Below are 17,391 nucleotides of genomic sequence, written 5' to 3'. Positions count from 1 at the left end.
GGCGCCTGGCGTTCTCGGAACAATAAACCGGACGGGGAAGCGCGTATCGCACCCGTGCCGGATTCCACCGCAATATCTGGGAGGATATATGACCGACATGACCACCGCATACGCGATCCTCGATCCCGTGGCCGATACGACGCCGGGGTCCAGGGAAATTGGTTACGTCAAAGCCGATCACGGAAACTGCTCGGAACTGCTCTGGCAAAACCTGACACGGAATCCCGACAAGCTGGCGGTGATCGGCCCACTCGGGAACCTGACCTATGCGGAGTTGATCGCCGAAGCCGCACGGTGGGGCAATGCCTTCATCGCCGCCGGCCTGACGCGGGGGGAAAGGATCGCATTTTTCCTCGATGACACCCCTGTCTTTCCGGCGGCCTTCTATGGCGCGGTTCGGGCGGGCTTCGTGCCGGTGCTGCTGAACATCCAGACGAAACCCGATGTGGTCAGCTATTTTCTCAAGGACAGCGGCGCGCGGTTCGCGATCGTCGATGCCGCGCTTGCCACGATCTTCTCCGGCGAAATGCTCGACGGCACCTGTCTCGAAACCACGATTGTCGCCAATGGCTGTGCCGCCGGTGCAGGGCAGATCGATGCCAGTGCATTTTTGTCCGGCCATGCCGATGAGATGGACGCGGCCGCCACTGGCCCGGACGACATGGCTTTCTGGATGTATTCCTCGGGATCGACCGGGCGCCCAAAGGGCATCGTCCACCTGCATCACGATATGGCCTATGTGCAACAAAGTTTTGGGGCACATGTACTGAAGCTTGACGAGGATGACATCTGCTATTCCGTGCCCAAGGCCTATTTTGCCTACGGGTTCGGAAACTCACTGATTTTCCCCGTTTCCGTTGGCGCGACGGCGCTGTGGATGCCGGGGCAACCGCGCCCAGAGGTGGTGCTTGGCGCGATCGAGAAGTATCGCCCGACCGTTCTTTTCGGCCTACCGACACTTTATACCGCGCTCGCGCGGGCCGACGCGGTCACGCATCACGATCTGTCGTCGCTGCGCAAGTCGATGTCGGCGGCTGAGATCCTCTCGGAAGATATCTACAAGACCTGGAAATCGCTTGTCGGACATGGGCCGACCGAGGGGCTGGGCTCAACCGAGCTGCTGCATATCTACTTGTCGAACGCGCTTGACGATCATCGTATCGGTGCCGCCGGTGCACCGGTGCCCGGCTATGAAGTGCGGCTTGAAACCCCCGAGGGCAAGCCCGCAAGGCCCGGGGAAGAAGGCGTGATGTTCGTCCGTGGTCACTCCTCGACGCCGACCTACTGGAACCGACCCGACAAGACTGCCGAAACCGTGCGCGGAGACTGGATCTATACCGGCGACCGCTTCATCGAGCGAGATGGATACTACTATTTCCAGGGGCGCGCGGACGACCTGATCAAAGTTTCCGGGCAATGGATCTGGCCGATGGAGGTGGAGCGTTGGCTGAACGAACACCCTGACGTTCATGAATGCGCGGTTCTGGCGATTCAGCTTGAGGACAAACGCATGGCGTTGCGGGCTGTCGTCCGTCTTGCCGCAGGCGTCGAGGCCCGGGATGAGCAAACGCTCAAACTGCGGGATTACGTCAAGTCGCAACTCGCGCCGTTCAAATCGCCGCGCCTGTTCGACTACGTGGACGACCTGCCGAAAACCGGCACGGGAAAGATCGACAGGCAGGCCCTCGTGGCGGACCACGCAAAGCATGGCACGTCCGCCGCGCCCCAGACTGAAATGAAGGATTAACTCTCACCCCCGGTTCGAGGGGATGGGACATAATGAAAGAAAGTGCCGCCCATGTCTTACGTTTTTCCCCCAGCCGCACAGGCAAGCGTTGCCGTCGATGGTACGGATGATCGCTTCCCGGTCCGACGCATTTTCTGTGTTGGTCGCAACTATGCCGCCCATGCCCGCGAGATGGGTAAAGATCCCGAGCGCGATCCGCCCTTCTTCTTCACCAAGCCGGCCGACGCCGTGGTGGAGAGCGGCGAAACCGTCGCCTATCCGCCAGAGACCGGGAATTTTCACTACGAGGCGGAACTCGTCGTTGCTATCGGCAAAGGTGGCAGGAACATCGCGGAAAAGGACAGCCTTTCCCATGTCTGGGGTTACGCCGTCGGCAATGACCTGACCCGCCGCGACCTCCAGCTCAAGGCCCGCGAACAGGGCCGTCCGTGGGACTGGGGCAAGGCGTTCGACAGCTCTGCCGTCATCGGGTCCGTGTTTCCGGTCGAAAAGGTCGGGCATCCGTGCAAGGGGTCGATCCGGCTGACCGTCAACGGAGAGATCCGGCAGGACGCCGATCTGGCGGAGCTGATCTGGTCCGTGCCGGAGATCATCTCGATCCTGTCGCATTCCATGACCCTCGCCCCGGGCGATCTGATCATGACTGGCACCCCTGCCGGTGTTGGCCCTCTGGTGCCGGGCGATATCTGCGTCGTCGAGATCGAGGGGCTCGGCACGATCGAGACCCCAATCGGACCGCGTGAGGCATAAGCCATGACGCTGAGGCTGCACAACTTCTTCCGCTCCTCCACGTCAACGCGCCTGCGAGCCGCGCTGAACCTCAAGGGACTGGACTATGACTATGTTCCCTATGTCCTTCGCAACGGGGAGACGCGGACGCCCGATTATCTGGCGAAGAACCCGCAGGGACTGGTCCCTACCCTTGAAAAAGGGGACGGCACCTTCCTGACGCAATCCCTCGCCATCATGGAATGGCTGGAGGAAACCTACCCTCACCCCCCGCTTTTGCCTTCCGAACCGGATGCCCGCGCCAGGGTGCGCGCGCTTTCCTACATGATCGCGCTGGAAATCCACCCGCTGAACAATCTGCGTGTGCTTGCCCGTCTGCACGATCAGTTCGGCGCCGACGACGACGCCCAAAAAGCGTGGTTCACCCATTGGGTTACGCTTACCTTCGACGCGCTGGAAGAGGAACTTTCGCGCGCGAAGGAGACTGGCACCTGCTGCCACGGCGACACGCCCACCATGGCCGATTGCTGTCTCTATGCGCAGGTCTGGAACAACCGTCGTTTCGACATTCCGCTAGCCGGCTGGCCCACGATTTCCCGAATCTTCGGAAACCTCGACGGGCTTCCTGCCTTCACGCGGGCCGCCCCGCCCAATCAGCCGGACGCGGCCTGACCCGCGCCCCCATTCCGTCAAGGAGGTCCCTATGCAGAACGAAAAACTCGACCACGAGAGCGTCACACAGGCGATGCAGCCGAAGGACACACCGGAACTGCGCGCGCTTTACAAGAGCTTTGAGGAAGAAAGTATCATTCCCCTCTGGACCCAGCTCGGGGATCTGATGCCGATCCACCCGAAGTCCAAGGCCGTGCCCCACGTGTGGAAATGGTCCACTCTTCTGCGGCTGGCCCGGAAATCCGGTGAACTCGTCCCGGTGGGCCGTGGAGGCGAGCGCCGAGCACTTGGCCTTGCGAACCCCGGCCTTGGCGGCAATGCCTATATCTCCCCGACGATGTGGGCGGGAATCCAGTATCTCGGTCCGCGTGAGACCGCGCCCGAACACCGCCATTCCCAGAACGCCTTCCGTTTCGTCGTGGAGGGCGAAGGCGTCTGGACCGTGGTGAACGGCGATCCGGTGCGCATGTCTCGTGGCGATCTTCTGCTGACGCCCGGCTGGTGCTTCCATGGCCACCACAACGACACCGATCAGCCGATGGCCTGGATCGACGGTCTCGACATTCCCTTTTCTCAACAGATGGATGTCGGCTTCTTCGAGTTCGGCTCCGACCGCGTGACCGACTACGCGACGCCGAACTTCTCTCGTGGCGAGCGTCTCTGGTGCCACCCCGGCCTGCGCCCGCTGTCGGGTCTGCAAAACACCGTAGCCTCGCCCATTGGGGCCTATCGCTGGGAATTCACCGACCGCGCCCTGACCGAGCAACTGCTTCTGGAGGATGAAGGCCAGCCCGCCACCGTCGCCCCGGGCCATGCTGCAATCCGATACGTCAACCCGACCACTGGGGGCGACGTAATGCCAACACTTCGTTGCGAATTTCATCGGCTACGTGCGGGCACCGAAACGGCGACGCGCAACGAGGTCGGCTCCACCGTGTTTCAAGTCTTCGAGGGGGCGGGCGCGGTCGTGATGAACGGCGAGACGACGAAGCTTGAGAAAGGCGACATGTTCGTAGTGCCGAGCTGGGTGCCGTGGTCGCTTCAGGCCGAGACGCAGTTCGATCTGTTCCGCTTCTCGGATGCCCCGATCATGGAGGCCCTGTCCTTCATGCGCACCAAGATCGAGGGGCAGAAGTGATGTCTCTTGCCGAGACGGATCTGGCCGCCCGTGAGGCCCTGAAGGCCCGCCAGGGCAAAGGGGCGCGTTACGACGCCCCCAATGCCCCGGCAGAAGATCTTCTGCTTGCGCGTCGCGGCACAGCCCATTTTGCGCGCAAGTTGATGGAATTGCCGGATGCGGAGCTGTATGCCCCCTCGGCCGTCGAGGGCCTGACCCGCGCCCATGTCGTCGCTCGGATCGGCTATGACGCCCGTCATCAGGCACTTGCGCTCGAAGCATTCGGCAAGGGCGAAATCTACACCCTGCCCGTGCTGGAAGAGCAACAACTGCCGTCGCTCGACCTTGCCGCAACTTTGCCGGCACGAGCTTTGCGGCACCTGTTCCAGCATTCGGAGGTGCATCTGAACGTCTGCTGGCGTGATCTGACGGAAGAGCAGTGGGACAGGGAGGTGGTGTTGGTGGACGGCACGACAGTCCCGACCCGCGCACTCCCCGGTATCCGCGCCGCAGCCGTCTGGCAAGGAGCGCTGGATCTGGGCAATGGCATGCGCGACGCGGAATTGCCCGCCGTCGCTCTGCTCGCAGCAGTCCGATCACGGCCCATCGGCAAGATCGGCGGGTCCTGATCCCGGCGTTTTGCCCTCGACACTCCGGCAATGCCGGAAAAATGCGCATCCGACCCGAGGCAGGAATTGCCAAAGGGTGTCGCCCCAGGCTTCGGCTCTCGGCGCAAAAACAGATGCGGAACGGCAGGGACGGTTAGCAGGGACGGTTAGAGGAGACCGTTTCTATTTAACCAAGGGAGGAGAAAGAATGAAAGCCGAACTTATTGCGCTTCTCGCAGGCGCAACCCTGACACTTGCCGCCGCCCCGGCACGTGCTATCGACGTGGCACCGGGCGACTAGGCCGGGGACCACACGCTCTTCATCGGCCGGGTGACGGACATCGGCCGTGAAAACGGAAACCAGCCGCTTGTCTTCAGCGGCGGAAAGTTTGCGACGCTCGCCACGGCCGACGAATAGGCCCCGGCAGGCGGACTTATTACTAAAACAGGGAGGATACTCATGGAAACGACTCTGCATATCGACAACGAAGCCCGACCGGCCAGCACGCAGGCCCGGTTCGAGCGCCGCTCGCCCGCATCGGGCGAGGTGGTGACGATCAGTGCCGCCGCCAATGCGCGCGACGCCAGCGCCGCCATCGAGGCGGCGGAGCGGGCATTCGCCTCGTGGTCGCAGACCGGCCCCGGCCTGCGCCGGGCCCTGCTGATGAAGGCGGCCGACGAGATCGAGGCACGCACCGAACAGTTCGTTGCCGCAATGAAGGCCGAGGTCGGCGCCGGCGAGCTGTGGTCGCGCTTCAACGTCATGCTGGCAGCGAACCTGTTCCGCGAGGCGGCCTCGCTGGCCACCCAGATCCAGGGCGAGACCATCCCCTCGGACAAGCCCGGCACGCTCTCGATGACTGTCCGCCAGCCGGTCGGCGTCATCCTCAGCATGGTGCCCTGGAACGGTCCGGTGGTGCTGGCGGCGCGGGCGATAGCCTATCCGCTGGTCTGCGGCAATACGGTGGTGTTCCGCGCCTCGGAAACCTCGCCCCGGACCCACGAGTTGATCGCCGAGGCGGTCTATGCCGCCGGCTTCCCGCCCAGCACGCTGAACTTCATCACCAACGACCCCAAGGACGCTCCCGAGCTGGTCGAAGCGATGATCGCCCATCCCGCCGTGCGCCGCGTGAACTTTACCGGCTCCACCCATGTCGGCCGGATCATCGCGGAAAAATGCGGCCGCTACCTCAAGCGCTGCATCCTCGAACTGGGCGACAAGTCGCCGATGGTCGTTCTGGGCGATGCCGACATCGAAGGCGCGGTGAACGCCACCATCTTCGGGGCCTTCCTCTATCAGGGCCAGATCTGCATGACGACCGAGCGGGTGATCGTCGAGGAGAGCGTCGCCGACCGTTTCGTCGATCTTCTGGCCGAACGCGCCGCGACGCTTCAGGCTGGCGACCCGCGGGTCCAGGCCGCCTGCGCCCTGGGGCCGGTCATCAACCAGAATGCCGCCGACCGGCTGAACGCGCTGCTGAAGGACGCCACCGACAAGGGCGCCCGGCTGCGCGCCGGGGGCCATGCACAGAACACGCTGATGTCCGCCACCGTCCTGGACGGCGTCACCTCGGGGATGCGCATCTACAGCGAAGAGGCCTTCGGTCCGATCCTGCAGGTGATCCGCGTCAAGGACAGCGACGAGGCCGTCCGCGTCGCCAACGATACGGAATACGGCCTGTCTGCCGCCGTCTTCGCCACCGACATCAACAAGGCGGTGTCGGTCGCAATGCGGATTCAGACCGGGTCCGTTCACATCAACGGCTCGACCGTCGCAAACGAAGCCCAGGCGCCCTATGGCGGAACCAAGGCCAGCGGCTGGGGCCGTTTTGACGGCGGCCGCGCGGTGATCGAGGAGTTCACCGAACTGAAATGGCTGACGATCGAGTCGCCCTCGCAACAGTATCCGCTCTGACGGCACGACCGGCACGGAGCAGTGTGACCGACGAGAAGATACGGATCAGGCCGGGTATCTGGCGCGATCCCAGAACCGAAAGTGGTAATTATGAAGAAAACTCTACTTACCGTCGATGACGTTACCGGGTGCTGGGCAATCATGCCCACACCTTCGAAACCCAACGCATCAGACATCAATGCAACCGATACCGTTGATCTGGATGAAACCGCCCGCGCCGCCGAGGCTCTGGTCGCGGCAGGCGTAAACGGCATCCTGACGCAGGGCACGCTTGGAGAAGCCGCGACAACGACCTGGGAAGAAAAGCAGGCGTTTCTGCGCACGGTGGTTGAAACGGTCGGAGGGCGGGTTCCAGTCTTCGGCGGCACGACCAGCCTGAACACCCGCGATACGATCCGCATGACCAGGGCCGTGCGTGAGATCGGTGTCGATGGTGTCATGCTCGGCCTTCCGATGTGGTGCACGCCTGACGTGCCGACGGCGGTTCAGTTCTACCGGGATGTCGCCTCTTCCTGCCCTGACGTGGCGATTTGCGCCTACGCCAATCCCGAAGCGTTCAAGTTTGAATTCCCACGGGCTTTCTGGGCACAGATCGCTGAAATCCCGCAGATCGTTTCCGCCAAATACATGAGCACGGCGGCTCTCTATACGGATATCAACCTGACGAAACGCCGGATTCGCCTGATGCCGCTCGATGTGGACTACTATGCGGCTGCGCGGATTGATCCGGAAGCCTGCACGGCGTTCTGGACCAGCGGTGCGGTCTGTGGTCCGTCGCCCGTGATCCAGTTGCGCGATCTCGTCGCGGACGCGCACAGGACGGGAGACTGGAGCAAGGCAAAAGCGCTGACGGACCGGATCGCTTTTACCTATCGCACCCTTTTCCCGAACGGGTCGTTCAGGGAATTCTCGGTCTACAACATCGGAATCGAGAAAGCGCGCATGGACGCTGCGGGCTGGATGACGGCCGGGCTATGCCGGCCGCCGTATCATGTCGTCCCCGAGCAGATTCTTGCCGGCGGCCGTGAATCGGGCCTTCAATGGGCAAAGCTCGCGGCCGAACTTGACGGCGGGAAACCGGCATGAGCAATCGTGCCCTTGATTTCTATTTCGATTTCATGAGCCCGTTTGCATATCTGGCGTTTCAAAAGCTGCCCGAGATATGTGAACGATACGGGCTGGAACTCCGGCCCCATGTCGTCGATCTGCCAAAACTGAAGCTGCTGGCTGGGAATACCGGGCCTGCGAATGTGGCCATTCCGACGAAGATTCGCTACCTCAAGACCGATCTTGATCGTTGGGCAGGCCGCTACGGGGTGCCTCTGAAATTTCCGAAGTCACTGGATACCGGCGCGCTCAACCGCAGTTTTTTGCATGCGCATGACGCGGGAAAAGGACCTGACTTCATCCGGCTCGCCTGGGATGGGGTGTGGGGGAAAGGTGGGGATCCGACAGATCCGGCCCTGCTGGACGATCTGGCCTCGACCTGCGGCCTGAACCCGGAAGAGCTTGCTGCCTGGACGGCCTCGGAGGAAGCCTTCGCACGTCTGAAAACTGCGACCCAGGCGGCGCATGAGGCCGGCGTTTTTGGTGTTCCGACCATGATCGTCGGCGATCAAATGTGGTGGGGCAACGACCGCCTTGCCTTCATGGAGGATGCCCTGAGCCAGGGCATCCGTATCTAACTTTCAATAAACTTCAAACGGAGGAGGAGCCTCTCATGTCCCTGCAAAAACTATCTCATGCGACGCTAAGGGTGAAAAACCTTGAGGAATCGCTGGAATTCCACACCAAGGTTCTCGGGCTGGAAGAGATCGCGCGCCAGGACGGCCGTGTGTATCTGACCTGCGGCACCGACGGAACCTTTGACGTCGCCGTGACCGAAGGCGGCACCGGCGTTATCAGCTTTGCGATTGCCGCAGATGACGAGGAAGATCTGGCGCACTATCGCCGCCGCGTAGAAGAGGCGGGTGTCGGGGTGCGCGAGATGACGGACCCCGACCCCGGCGTAGCGAAAGTCATCGAATTCGATCTTCCGCCGCAGAAGCAGAAGATGCAGATCGCCCTGCGCAAACCCGAGGTGCGCAAGCAATATTACAATCCGGCCCAGCGTGCAGCGAACCATCTCAGCGGTCTTGCGCCGGTGGATCTGGACCATATCACCCTGCGCGTGGGGCCTGACGCAACGCAAACAATCGAATTCCTTTCGAAGTACGTCGATTTCCATGCGGCCGACATCGTGGAATTTCCCGGTGGCGCCGGCCGGCTGGCATCCTGGATGCACGTCGGCGATTACCACCATGATGTTGCGATGTTCGCCGGTGCGCCGCATGAAACTCTCGATCACCTCGCCTGGACCATTCCGAACGTCGAGTACATGAAAATGATGCTCGACCAGGTCGCCCGCGGGGGTATCATGACGGAAGCCGGCCCCGGGCGTCATGGGGTTGGTTCCAACCTCTACTCGTATTTCTGGACCCCCTGCGGTAACCGCTACGAACTGTCGGGCGAAATGCCGCGCTGCGTGGACCGTAAAGCCGGGCCAAAGATGTGGACTGCCGACCAGACCAACATCTTCAGTTCATGGGGGGCACCCTTCCCTGAAAGTTTCAGGATTGGCTCCTGAGGAAGAACTGGTCCGCGCCCGCTATGGGCGCGGACCAGCGTGATTTGAACAGCTTTAGTTTTCTTAGTCTCCACTCCATGCCAGCTGGCCGACGCTGGGGATCTTGATGGGTTATGCCGAAACCGAAATGCCGAAGCATCCAGATTCAGTAGACGCAGCGAGACACGCCGCGCGCCTTCCAGGACGATGTTGCGAAGGGCCCGGGGCTGAACCTCGTGACGACTGCGCGGAACAACCAGGACCAGCGCGGCGACAGGCTGGGAAATATGGTTTTGGATCATTGCGCTCACGCATATGACATCCGGCTCGTTCGCTGGTGGGCCGGCAAGAAACCCCTCGCTTGCTATGTCGGTGAGGCGGTTGCGGAAACTCTCGCGATTGTGGAGCGCGTTTTCAGGATGGGCGTAGTGATCAAGATACTCGTCTATCTGCTGATGCGAGTACTGCGCCAGATGCAGTAATCCTGGCGGGCTGTCATGAAGCGCGATTCCGGTGCTGAGCGTCTCGCGCGAGACGCGCAGGGCTTGCGTGCCCTCCAAGGCCTCCAGAATCAGCAGCCGCCCGTGATCCTCCGTCGTCAGATATATGGTTTCGCCATAGCCGCGCAAAAGCTCGGCAAGGACGGGCCGGGCGGCCCCCATAAGGGGCGAACTGTCCTCGAACGCGCGGTGGAGCGTGGCCACCAGCGGCCCGAGGCGATACCGGCCCCGTTCGACCTTTCTGAGCAAGCCAATTCGCCCGAGCCCGTTCACAAGGTCATGCGTTCCGCTCACTGAATTGTCGATCGCACGCGCGAGATCCGTCACCGAATGCTCCGGCCGCTCTGCCGTGAACTGCCGCAGCAGACTCCCAACCTTACGAAGCGTTTTCATGCGTATCCTCTTCCCTGCGGGCATTTAGCTTTCCGGTATTACCGGAAAACCGGACGGTATTTAAACATACCTTCCGCCGGTCATACAACTTTTGCAAGATAGGCTGCACATTACAGCAGGCATTAGGGAGTGGAGACCTCGGCGCTTCGGCGGCCCGGGTCTTTCGGAGGAGGAAAAATGAAAGACGATGTCAAGCCCAACGCGGGGGTCGGTGTGACCCAGCCGTACACGGGAAGCGAATATCTCAATAGCCTGGACGACGGCCGCACGATCTTCATCCATGGGGAGCGGGTGAAGAAGGTTGCCGACCATCCGGCCTTTCGCAACTCGGCGCGCATGGTGGCGCGCTGGTACAACAGGCTGCACGAGAAGAAGGACCAGATCGGCCGTCCCACCGATACCGGTTCGGGCGGATGGACGCACCCGTATTTCAAGGGCGCCAGGACCATCGAGGATCTGGTCGCCGGCCGTGACGCCATTGCCGAGACGCAGCGCGTTGCCAATGGTTGGATGGGCCGGGCGCCGGACTACAAAGCCGCACTTATGGGTACGCTCGGCGCCAATTCGGATTTTTACGGCGAATATGCCGTGAATGCGAAGAACTGGTATACCCGGACGCAAGAGCGGATCGACTACTGGAACCATGCGATCGCCAATCCGCCGATCGACCGCCATCTGCCGATCGAAGAAACCGGCAACGTTTACATGCAGGTCGAGAAGGAAACCGATGCAGGGGTGATCGTTTCCGGTGCCAAGGTCGTCGCCACGGGTTCGGCGTTGACCCATTACAATTTCGTTGCGCATCACGGTGTGCCGATTAAGAGCAAGAAATTCGCCCTGATCTTCACCGCACCGATGGACAGCCCGGGCGTGAAACTGATCAGCCGCGCCAGCTATGAGCTTAACGCGGCGGTCATGGGGACACCTTTCGACTATCCGCTGTCTAGCCGGCTCGACGAAAATGACGCAATCCTGGTTTTCGACAAGGTTCTGGTTCCTTGGGAGAACCTGTTTGTCTACGGCGATATCGAAAAGATCAACGCCTTCCTTCCCGCCTCGGGCTTTGCGGCGCGCTTCACCCTGCATGGCAGCACCCGCCTTGCGGTAAAGCTCGATTTTATCGCGGGGCTTCTGTCCATGGCGCTCGATGCGACGGGCGTCTCTGCTTTCCGTGGCCCGCAGACCGCGGTGGGCGAGGTGCTGGCCTGGCGAAATATGATCTGGTCGCTCACCGATGCGATGGTGAAAAGCGCGGTCCCGTGGGTCGGAACCGACGGCTATATCCAGCCGAATATGAACGCCAGTTCGGCCTATCGGGTTCTTGCGCCGATGGCCTACACCCGGATCAAAGAATTGATCGAACGCCATGTCGCTTCGGGGCTGATCTATCTGCCCTCATCCACGCTGGATTTCGAATCCGAGGAAGTACGCCCCTATCTCGACCGCTTCGTCCGCGGTTCGAACGGTATGGTGGCGCTTGACCGGGTCAAGCTGCTGAAACTTCTCTGGGATGCGGTCGGATCGGAATTCGGCGGGCGGCATGAACTCTACGAAACCAACTATGCCGGCAGTTACGAAGCGATCCGGGTCGAGACCATGCTGGCCGCCCAAGCCTCTGGCGAACTGGCGCAAATGCAGCAGACGGTCAGGGACTTCATGTCGGAATACGACCTGGGCGGCTGGACCGCGCCCGACCTGGTGAACCCCTGGGATGTCAACCGCCTCAAGGCCGGTTTCCAGAAATGAGAGCCGGCGATGCGGCCGTCCGAGCCAGCCGGCCGCATCGCTGAACGCCCGCACGGGAGGAAACCAATGTTTCTGGATTATTCCGGAAGTCACACGCATGTGGTGCGTGACGATCAGCTTGTCTTGCCGGCCAGTATCGTGACCATCGGTGCTTTCGATGGCGTGCATCGTGGCCACCAGGCACTGATTTCCCGCGCCATTTCCGAAGCTTCGGCCGCAAACCTGCCGGCGGTGGTGTGGACTTTCGATCCGCCGCCCAAGGTGTTTTTCGGCAAGGCCAGGCAGCTGGCCCCGATTTCAGAAAAGCTGGCCCGGATTATGCGGCTTGGCCCCGACTACATCGTGCTTTCGGAATTCTGCGAAAGCTATGCTGCTCGCAGCCCTTGGGACTTTCTGGCCGATCTTTCCCGCATCGGGCCGAAGCGCATCCATGTCGGAGCCGATTTTCGTTTTGGCGCGAAACAGGCCGGCGACACTGATCTCCTGGCCTGCCATTTCGACGTCGCCCTTGTGCCGCCGGTTCTTTGCGAAAGGGGCGTAGCGATTTCATCGAGTCGCATGCGTGACCTGCAGGAAAAGGGCCGGATGAGCGAGGCCGCGTCGCTCCAGGGTGACACGGCACCTTCCGCCCTGCTCTGCGGAGCATTGTTGGCCGAAGATATGAGGAATGAGGAGGGTTTCGATGGTTGGTTTTAATCCACGTGAGCTGCGGGATGCCTGCGGCAGTTTCGCTACCGGCGTGACCGTGATCAGCACACGCACCGAGGATGGCGATCACGGAATGACGGCCAATGCCTTCATGTCGGTTTCGCTTGACCCACCATTGATCACGATCTCACTCGACCGGAAAAGCAAGATGCTGGAAAAGGTGCGATCGTCCAAGCGCTATGCGGTCAATGTCCTCTCTCAGCATATGAAACCGCTGGCGATGCATTTCGCCGGTCGTCACGATCCGGCACTGACCGAAGTATTCTCAGTGCGTGACGGGCTGCCCGTGATCCCGAACGCATTGGCGGTATTTCTTACCGACGTCGAGCAAGAGGTCGAGGTCGGAGATCATACGCTCTTCATTGGCCGGGTGACGGACATCCGCCGCGATAACGGAAACCAGCCGCTTCTCTTCAGCGGCGGAAAATTTGGGAAACTTGCATCTGCCGATGAATAGGACACGGCAAATGGGCACGGACTGAATCAGGGAGGAAAAACTCATGGAAACGACTCTACATATCGACAACGAAGCAAGGCCTGCCAGCACGCAAGCACGGTTCGAACGCCGCTCGCCCGCAACCGGTGAAATCGTGACAACAAGCGCCGCCGCCAATACGAGCGACGCGAGCGCCGCTATCGAAGCCGCGGATCGGGCATTCGCTTCATGGTCGCAAACCGGCCCCGGCACGCGCCGCGCACTGCTTATGAAGGCGGCCAATGAAATCGAGGCGCGCACCGAAGAGTTCGTGGCCGCAATGAAGGCCGAGGTCGGTGCGGGTGAACTCTGGGCGCGCTTCAACGTCGTGCTGGCGGCGAACCTGTTCCGCGAGGCAGCATCGTTGGCCACCCAGATCCAGGGTGAAACAATCCCGACGGACAAGCCGGGCACGCTTTCGATGACTGTCCGCCAGCCGGTTGGCGTCATCCTCAGCATGGTGCCTTGGAACGGCCCGGTGGTTCTGGCGGCAAGGGCCATCGCATATCCGCTGGTCTGCGGCAATACGGTCGTGTTCCGCGCCTCCGAGACTTCGCCCAGAACCCACGAGCTGATCGCCAAGGCGGTCTATGCCGCGGGTTTCCCGCCCAGCACGCTGAACTTCATCACGAACGACCCCAAGGATGCTCCTGAAATGGTCGAGGCGATGATCGCGCATCCGGCCGTACGTCGCGTGAACTTTACCGGATCGACCCATGTCGGCCGGATCATTGCAGAGAAATGCGGCCGTCATCTCAAGCGCTGCATTCTGGAGCTGGGGGACAAGTCGCCGATGGTCGTTCTGGGGGACGCGGACTTAGAGGGAGCGGTAAACGCCACCATCTTCGGCGCCTTTCTCTACCAAGGCCAGATCTGCATGACGACCGAGCGGGTAATTGTCGAGGAGACGATCGCGGACCGTTTCGTTGACCTTCTGGCCGAGCGCGCAGAGACGCTTCGAGCGGGCGACCCACGGGTTCAGGCCGCCTGCGCCCTGGGACCGGTAATCAACCAGAATGCGGCCGACCGCCTGAACGGGCTTCTGAAAGACGCCGTCGACAAGGGCGCCCGGCTGCGCGCCGGGGGATATGCCGAAAATACCCTCATGGCCGCTACCATCCTGGACGGCGTCAACTCCGGGATGCGCATCTACAGTGAGGAAGCTTTTGGCCCGATCCTCCAGGTGATCCGTGTCAGGGACAGCGACGAGGCCGTTCGCGTTGCCAACGACACGGAGTACGGCCTGTCGGCGGCTGTCTTCGGCACCAATATCAACACGGCGCTGTCGGTTGCGATGCGGATTCAAACCGGAGCCGTCCACATCAACGGTTCAACCGTCGCAAACGAAGCCCAGGCACCCTACGGCGGGACCAAAGCAAGCGGCTGGGGCCGTTTTGACGGCGGTCGCGCAGTGATCGACGAGTTCACCGAACTGAAATGGCTGACGATCGAGTCGCCCTCGCAACAATATCCGCTCTGACGGAACCTGCCCGGCACTGAGCGGGTGTGACCGACGAGATGATACGAATCGGGCCGGATATCTATCTAATCCCAGAACCGAAAGTGGCAATCATGAAGAAAACTCTGCTTACCGTCGATGACGTTACCGGCTGCTGGGCAATCATGCCCACGCCTTCAAAGCCCGACGCATCAGACATCAATGCAACCGATACCGTTGATCTGGATGAAACCGCCCGCGCCGCGGAGGCTCTGGTCGCGGCGGGGGTAAACGGCATCCTGACGCAAGGCACGCTTGGAGAAGCCGCGACAACGACCTGGGAAGAAAAGCAGGCGTTTCTGCGCACGGTGGTTGAAACGGTCCGGGGGCGGGTTCCAGTCTTCGGCGGCACTACCAGCCTTAATACCCGCGATACCATCCGCATGACCAGAGCTGTGCGTGAGATCGGTGTCGATGGTGTCATGCTTGGCCTTCCGATGTGGTGCACGCCCGACCTGCCGACGGCAGTTCAGTTCTATCGGGATGTCACCTCTTCCTGCCCCGATGTGGCGATTTGCGCCTACGCGAATCCCGAAGCGTTCAAATTTGAATTCCCGCGGGCTTTCTGGGCCCAGATCGCCGAAATCCCGCAGATCGTTTCCGCCAAATACCTGAACACGGCGGCTCTCTATACGGATCTTAACCTGACGAAGCGCCGGATTCGCCTGATGCCGCTGGATGTGGATTATTACGCGGCTGCGCGGATCGATCCGGAAGCCTGCAAGGCATTCTGGACCAGCGGTGCGGTCTGTGGTCCGTCGCCCGTGATCCAGTTGCGCGATCTCGTCGCGGACGCGCACAGGACCGGAGACTGGAGCCAGGCGAAATCGCTGACGGACCGGATCGCCTTCACCTATCGCACCCTTTTCCCGAACGGATCGTTCAGGGAATTCTCGGTCTACAACATCGGCATCGAGAAAGCGCGCATGGATGCTGCGGGCTGGATGACGGCCGGGCCATGTCGGCCGCCGTATCATGTCGTCCCCGAGCAGATTCTCGCCGGTGCCCGTGAATCGGGCATTCAATGGGCAAAGCTCGTGGCCGAGCTTGACAGCGGGAAACCGGCATGAGCGACCAGGCTCTTGATTTCTATTTCGATTTTATGAGCCCGTTTGCATATCTGGCGTTTCAAAAGCTGCCCGGGATATGCGAACGATACGGGCTGGAACTCCGGCCCCATGTCGTCAATCTGCCAAAACTGAAGCTGCTGGCCGGGAATACCGGGCCTGCGAATGTGAACATTCCGACGAAGATCCGCTATCTCAGGACCGATCTCGATCGTTGGGCAGGCCGCTACGGGGCTCCTTTGAAATTCCCGAAGTCGCTGGACACCGGCGCGCTCAACCGCGGTTTTTTTCATGCGCATGACATGGGAAAAGGGCCAGACTTCATCCGGCTCGCCTGGGATGAGGTTTGGGGAAAAGGGGGGGATCCAGCAGATCCGGCTTTTCTGGATGATCTGGCATCGGCCTGCGGCCTGAACCCGGAAGATCTTGTTGCCTGGGCGGCATCGGAGGAAGCCTTCGCTCGTCTGGAAAACGCAACCCAGGCGACGCATGAGGCCGGCGTGTTCGGTGTTCCGACCATGATCGCCGGCGATCAAATGTGGTGGGGCAACGACCGCCTTGCTTTCATGGAGGATGCCCTGAGTCAAGGCATCCATATCTAACTTTCAATAAACTTCAGACGGAGGAGGAGCCTGTCATGCCCCTGCAAAAACTATCTCATGCGACGCTAAGGGTGAAAAACCTTGAGGAATCGCTGGAATTCCACACCAAAGTCCTCGGGCTGGAAGAGATCGCGCGCCAGGACGGCCGTGTGTATCTGACCTGCGGCACCGACGGAACCTTTGACGTCGCCGTGACCGAAGGCGGCACCGGCGTTATCAGCTTTGCGATTGCCGCAGATGACGAGGAAGATCTGGCGCACTATCGCCGCCGCGTAGAAGAGGCGGGTGTCGGGGTGCGCGAGATGACGGACCCCGACCCCGGCGTAGCGAAAGTCATCGAATTCGATCTTCCGCCGCAGAAGCAGAAGATGCAGATCGCCCTGCGCAAACCCGAGGTGCGCAAGCAATATTACAATCCGGCCCAGCGTGCAGCGAACCATCTCAGCGGTCTTGCGCCGGTGGATCTGGACCATATCACCCTGCGCGTGGGGCCTGACGCAACGCAAACAATCGAATTCCTTTCGAAGTACGTCGATTTCCATGCGGCCGACATCGTGGAATTTCCCGGTGGCGCCGGCCGGCTGGCATCCTGGATGCACGTCGGCGATTACCACCATGATGTTGCGATGTTCGCCGGTGCGCCGCATGAAACTCTCGATCACCTCGCCTGGACCATTCCGAACGTCGAGTACATGAAAATGATGCTCGACCAGGTCGCCCGCGGGGGTATCATGACGGAAGCCGGCCCCGGGCGTCATGGGGTTGGTTCCAACCTCTACTCGTATTTCTGGACCCCCTGCGGTAACCGCTACGAACTGTCGGGCGAGATGCCGCGCTGCGTGGATCGTAAAGCCGGGCCGAAGATGTGGACTGCCGATCAGCCCACCATCTTCAGCTCGTGGGGGGCACCCTTCCCTGAAAGTTTCAGGATTGGCTCCTGAGGAAGAACTGGTCCGCGCCCGCTATGGGCGCGGACCAGCGTGATTTGAACAGCTTTAGTTTTCTTAGG

The 17,391-nt window shown here is 61.2% G+C and carries 16 protein-coding genes and 1 pseudogene; 16 read left to right on the top strand and 1 reads right to left on the bottom strand.

Features of this window, described 5'->3' with window-relative positions; all coding sequences use genetic code 11:
* Positions 1-97: 97 nt before the first annotated feature.
* The 9 genes and pseudogenes from cehG to C7441_RS24445 form a co-directional block, all read left to right on the top strand.
* Positions 98-1,747: a salicylyl--CoA ligase gene (gene cehG / locus C7441_RS20770; protein ID WP_109614527.1), complete on the top strand. Its 1,650-nt coding sequence runs from the start codon at positions 98-100 to the stop codon at positions 1,745-1,747.
* Positions 1,748-1,798: 51 nt separating this feature from the next.
* A complete protein-coding gene (locus tag C7441_RS20765) occupies positions 1,799-2,497 on the top strand; it encodes a fumarylacetoacetate hydrolase family protein (protein ID WP_109614504.1) in 699 nt (232 codons plus the stop codon).
* A gap of 3 nt (positions 2,498-2,500) precedes the next feature.
* On the top strand, positions 2,501-3,148 hold the full coding sequence (maiA, locus tag C7441_RS20760) for a maleylacetoacetate isomerase (RefSeq protein ID WP_109614503.1): 648 nt from the start codon (positions 2,501-2,503) through the stop codon (positions 3,146-3,148).
* Between the two features lie 31 nt (positions 3,149-3,179).
* Positions 3,180-4,286 (top strand): cupin domain-containing protein, encoded by a 1,107-nt coding sequence (locus C7441_RS20755; RefSeq protein ID WP_109614502.1) that lies wholly within the window; start codon positions 3,180-3,182, stop codon positions 4,284-4,286.
* On the top strand, positions 4,286-4,894 hold the full coding sequence (locus C7441_RS20750) for a maleylpyruvate isomerase N-terminal domain-containing protein (RefSeq protein ID WP_109614501.1): 609 nt from the start codon (positions 4,286-4,288) through the stop codon (positions 4,892-4,894). The genes C7441_RS20755 and C7441_RS20750 overlap by 1 nt, the downstream gene beginning before the upstream one ends.
* 439 nt (positions 4,895-5,333) lie before the next feature.
* Complete coding sequence (locus tag C7441_RS20745) at positions 5,334-6,788, top strand: aldehyde dehydrogenase (protein ID WP_109614500.1); 1,455 nt, start codon at positions 5,334-5,336, stop codon at positions 6,786-6,788.
* A 90-nt stretch (positions 6,789-6,878) separates the two neighbouring features.
* The gene (locus C7441_RS20740) at positions 6,879-7,874 is read left to right on the top strand and encodes a dihydrodipicolinate synthase family protein (protein ID WP_109614499.1); all 996 of its coding nucleotides are present in this window, start codon (positions 6,879-6,881) and stop codon (positions 7,872-7,874) included.
* The gene (locus tag C7441_RS20735) at positions 7,871-8,473 is read left to right on the top strand and encodes a 2-hydroxychromene-2-carboxylate isomerase (RefSeq protein ID WP_109614498.1); all 603 of its coding nucleotides are present in this window, start codon (positions 7,871-7,873) and stop codon (positions 8,471-8,473) included. Before C7441_RS20740 ends, C7441_RS20735 begins: the two co-directional genes overlap by 4 nt.
* A 35-nt stretch (positions 8,474-8,508) precedes the next feature.
* A pseudogene (locus tag C7441_RS24445) lies at positions 8,509-9,231 on the top strand (VOC family protein); the annotation flags it as partial.
* A gap of 50 nt (positions 9,232-9,281) precedes the next feature.
* On the opposite strand, the gene C7441_RS20725 reads toward C7441_RS24445, so the two are convergent.
* Entirely contained in the window at positions 9,282-10,286 is a 1,005-nt protein-coding gene (locus C7441_RS20725) for an IclR family transcriptional regulator (protein ID WP_170125213.1), read from the bottom strand.
* A 177-nt stretch (positions 10,287-10,463) separates the two neighbouring features.
* Here C7441_RS20725 and C7441_RS20720 point away from each other — a divergent pair, with 177 nt between their 5' ends.
* The 7 genes from C7441_RS20720 to C7441_RS20690 all read left to right on the top strand — a co-directional run bounded on the left by C7441_RS20720 (position 10,464) and on the right by C7441_RS20690 (position 17,323).
* Positions 10,464-12,032, top strand: coding sequence for a 4-hydroxyphenylacetate 3-hydroxylase N-terminal domain-containing protein (locus C7441_RS20720; RefSeq protein ID WP_109614495.1), 1,569 nt, complete (start codon positions 10,464-10,466; stop codon positions 12,030-12,032).
* Between the two features lie 66 nt (positions 12,033-12,098).
* The gene (locus C7441_RS20715; RefSeq protein ID WP_109614494.1) at positions 12,099-12,728 is read left to right on the top strand and encodes an FAD synthetase; all 630 of its coding nucleotides are present in this window, start codon (positions 12,099-12,101) and stop codon (positions 12,726-12,728) included.
* Positions 12,715-13,197, top strand: coding sequence for a flavin reductase family protein (locus C7441_RS20710; protein ID WP_109614493.1), 483 nt, complete (start codon positions 12,715-12,717; stop codon positions 13,195-13,197). Before C7441_RS20715 ends, C7441_RS20710 begins: the two co-directional genes overlap by 14 nt.
* Before the next feature lie 43 nt (positions 13,198-13,240).
* Positions 13,241-14,695 (top strand): aldehyde dehydrogenase, encoded by a 1,455-nt coding sequence (locus C7441_RS20705; RefSeq protein WP_109614492.1) that lies wholly within the window; start codon positions 13,241-13,243, stop codon positions 14,693-14,695.
* A gap of 26 nt (positions 14,696-14,721) precedes the next feature.
* A complete protein-coding gene (locus C7441_RS20700; protein ID WP_244916213.1) occupies positions 14,722-15,783 on the top strand; it encodes a dihydrodipicolinate synthase family protein in 1,062 nt (353 codons plus the stop codon).
* A complete protein-coding gene (locus C7441_RS20695) occupies positions 15,780-16,382 on the top strand; it encodes a 2-hydroxychromene-2-carboxylate isomerase (protein ID WP_109614490.1) in 603 nt (200 codons plus the stop codon). Before C7441_RS20700 ends, C7441_RS20695 begins: the two co-directional genes overlap by 4 nt.
* 35 nt (positions 16,383-16,417) lie before the next feature.
* Positions 16,418-17,323 (top strand): VOC family protein, encoded by a 906-nt coding sequence (locus tag C7441_RS20690; RefSeq protein ID WP_109614489.1) that lies wholly within the window; start codon positions 16,418-16,420, stop codon positions 17,321-17,323.
* Positions 17,324-17,391: the final 68 nt, after the last annotated feature.

Origin of the sequence: Pseudaminobacter salicylatoxidans, assembly GCF_003148475.1 — a bacterium.
In the GTDB taxonomy this organism is placed as follows: Bacteria; Pseudomonadota; Alphaproteobacteria; order Rhizobiales; family Rhizobiaceae; genus Pseudaminobacter; species Pseudaminobacter salicylatoxidans.
This window is presented reverse-complemented; position numbering and strand designations above follow the sequence as displayed.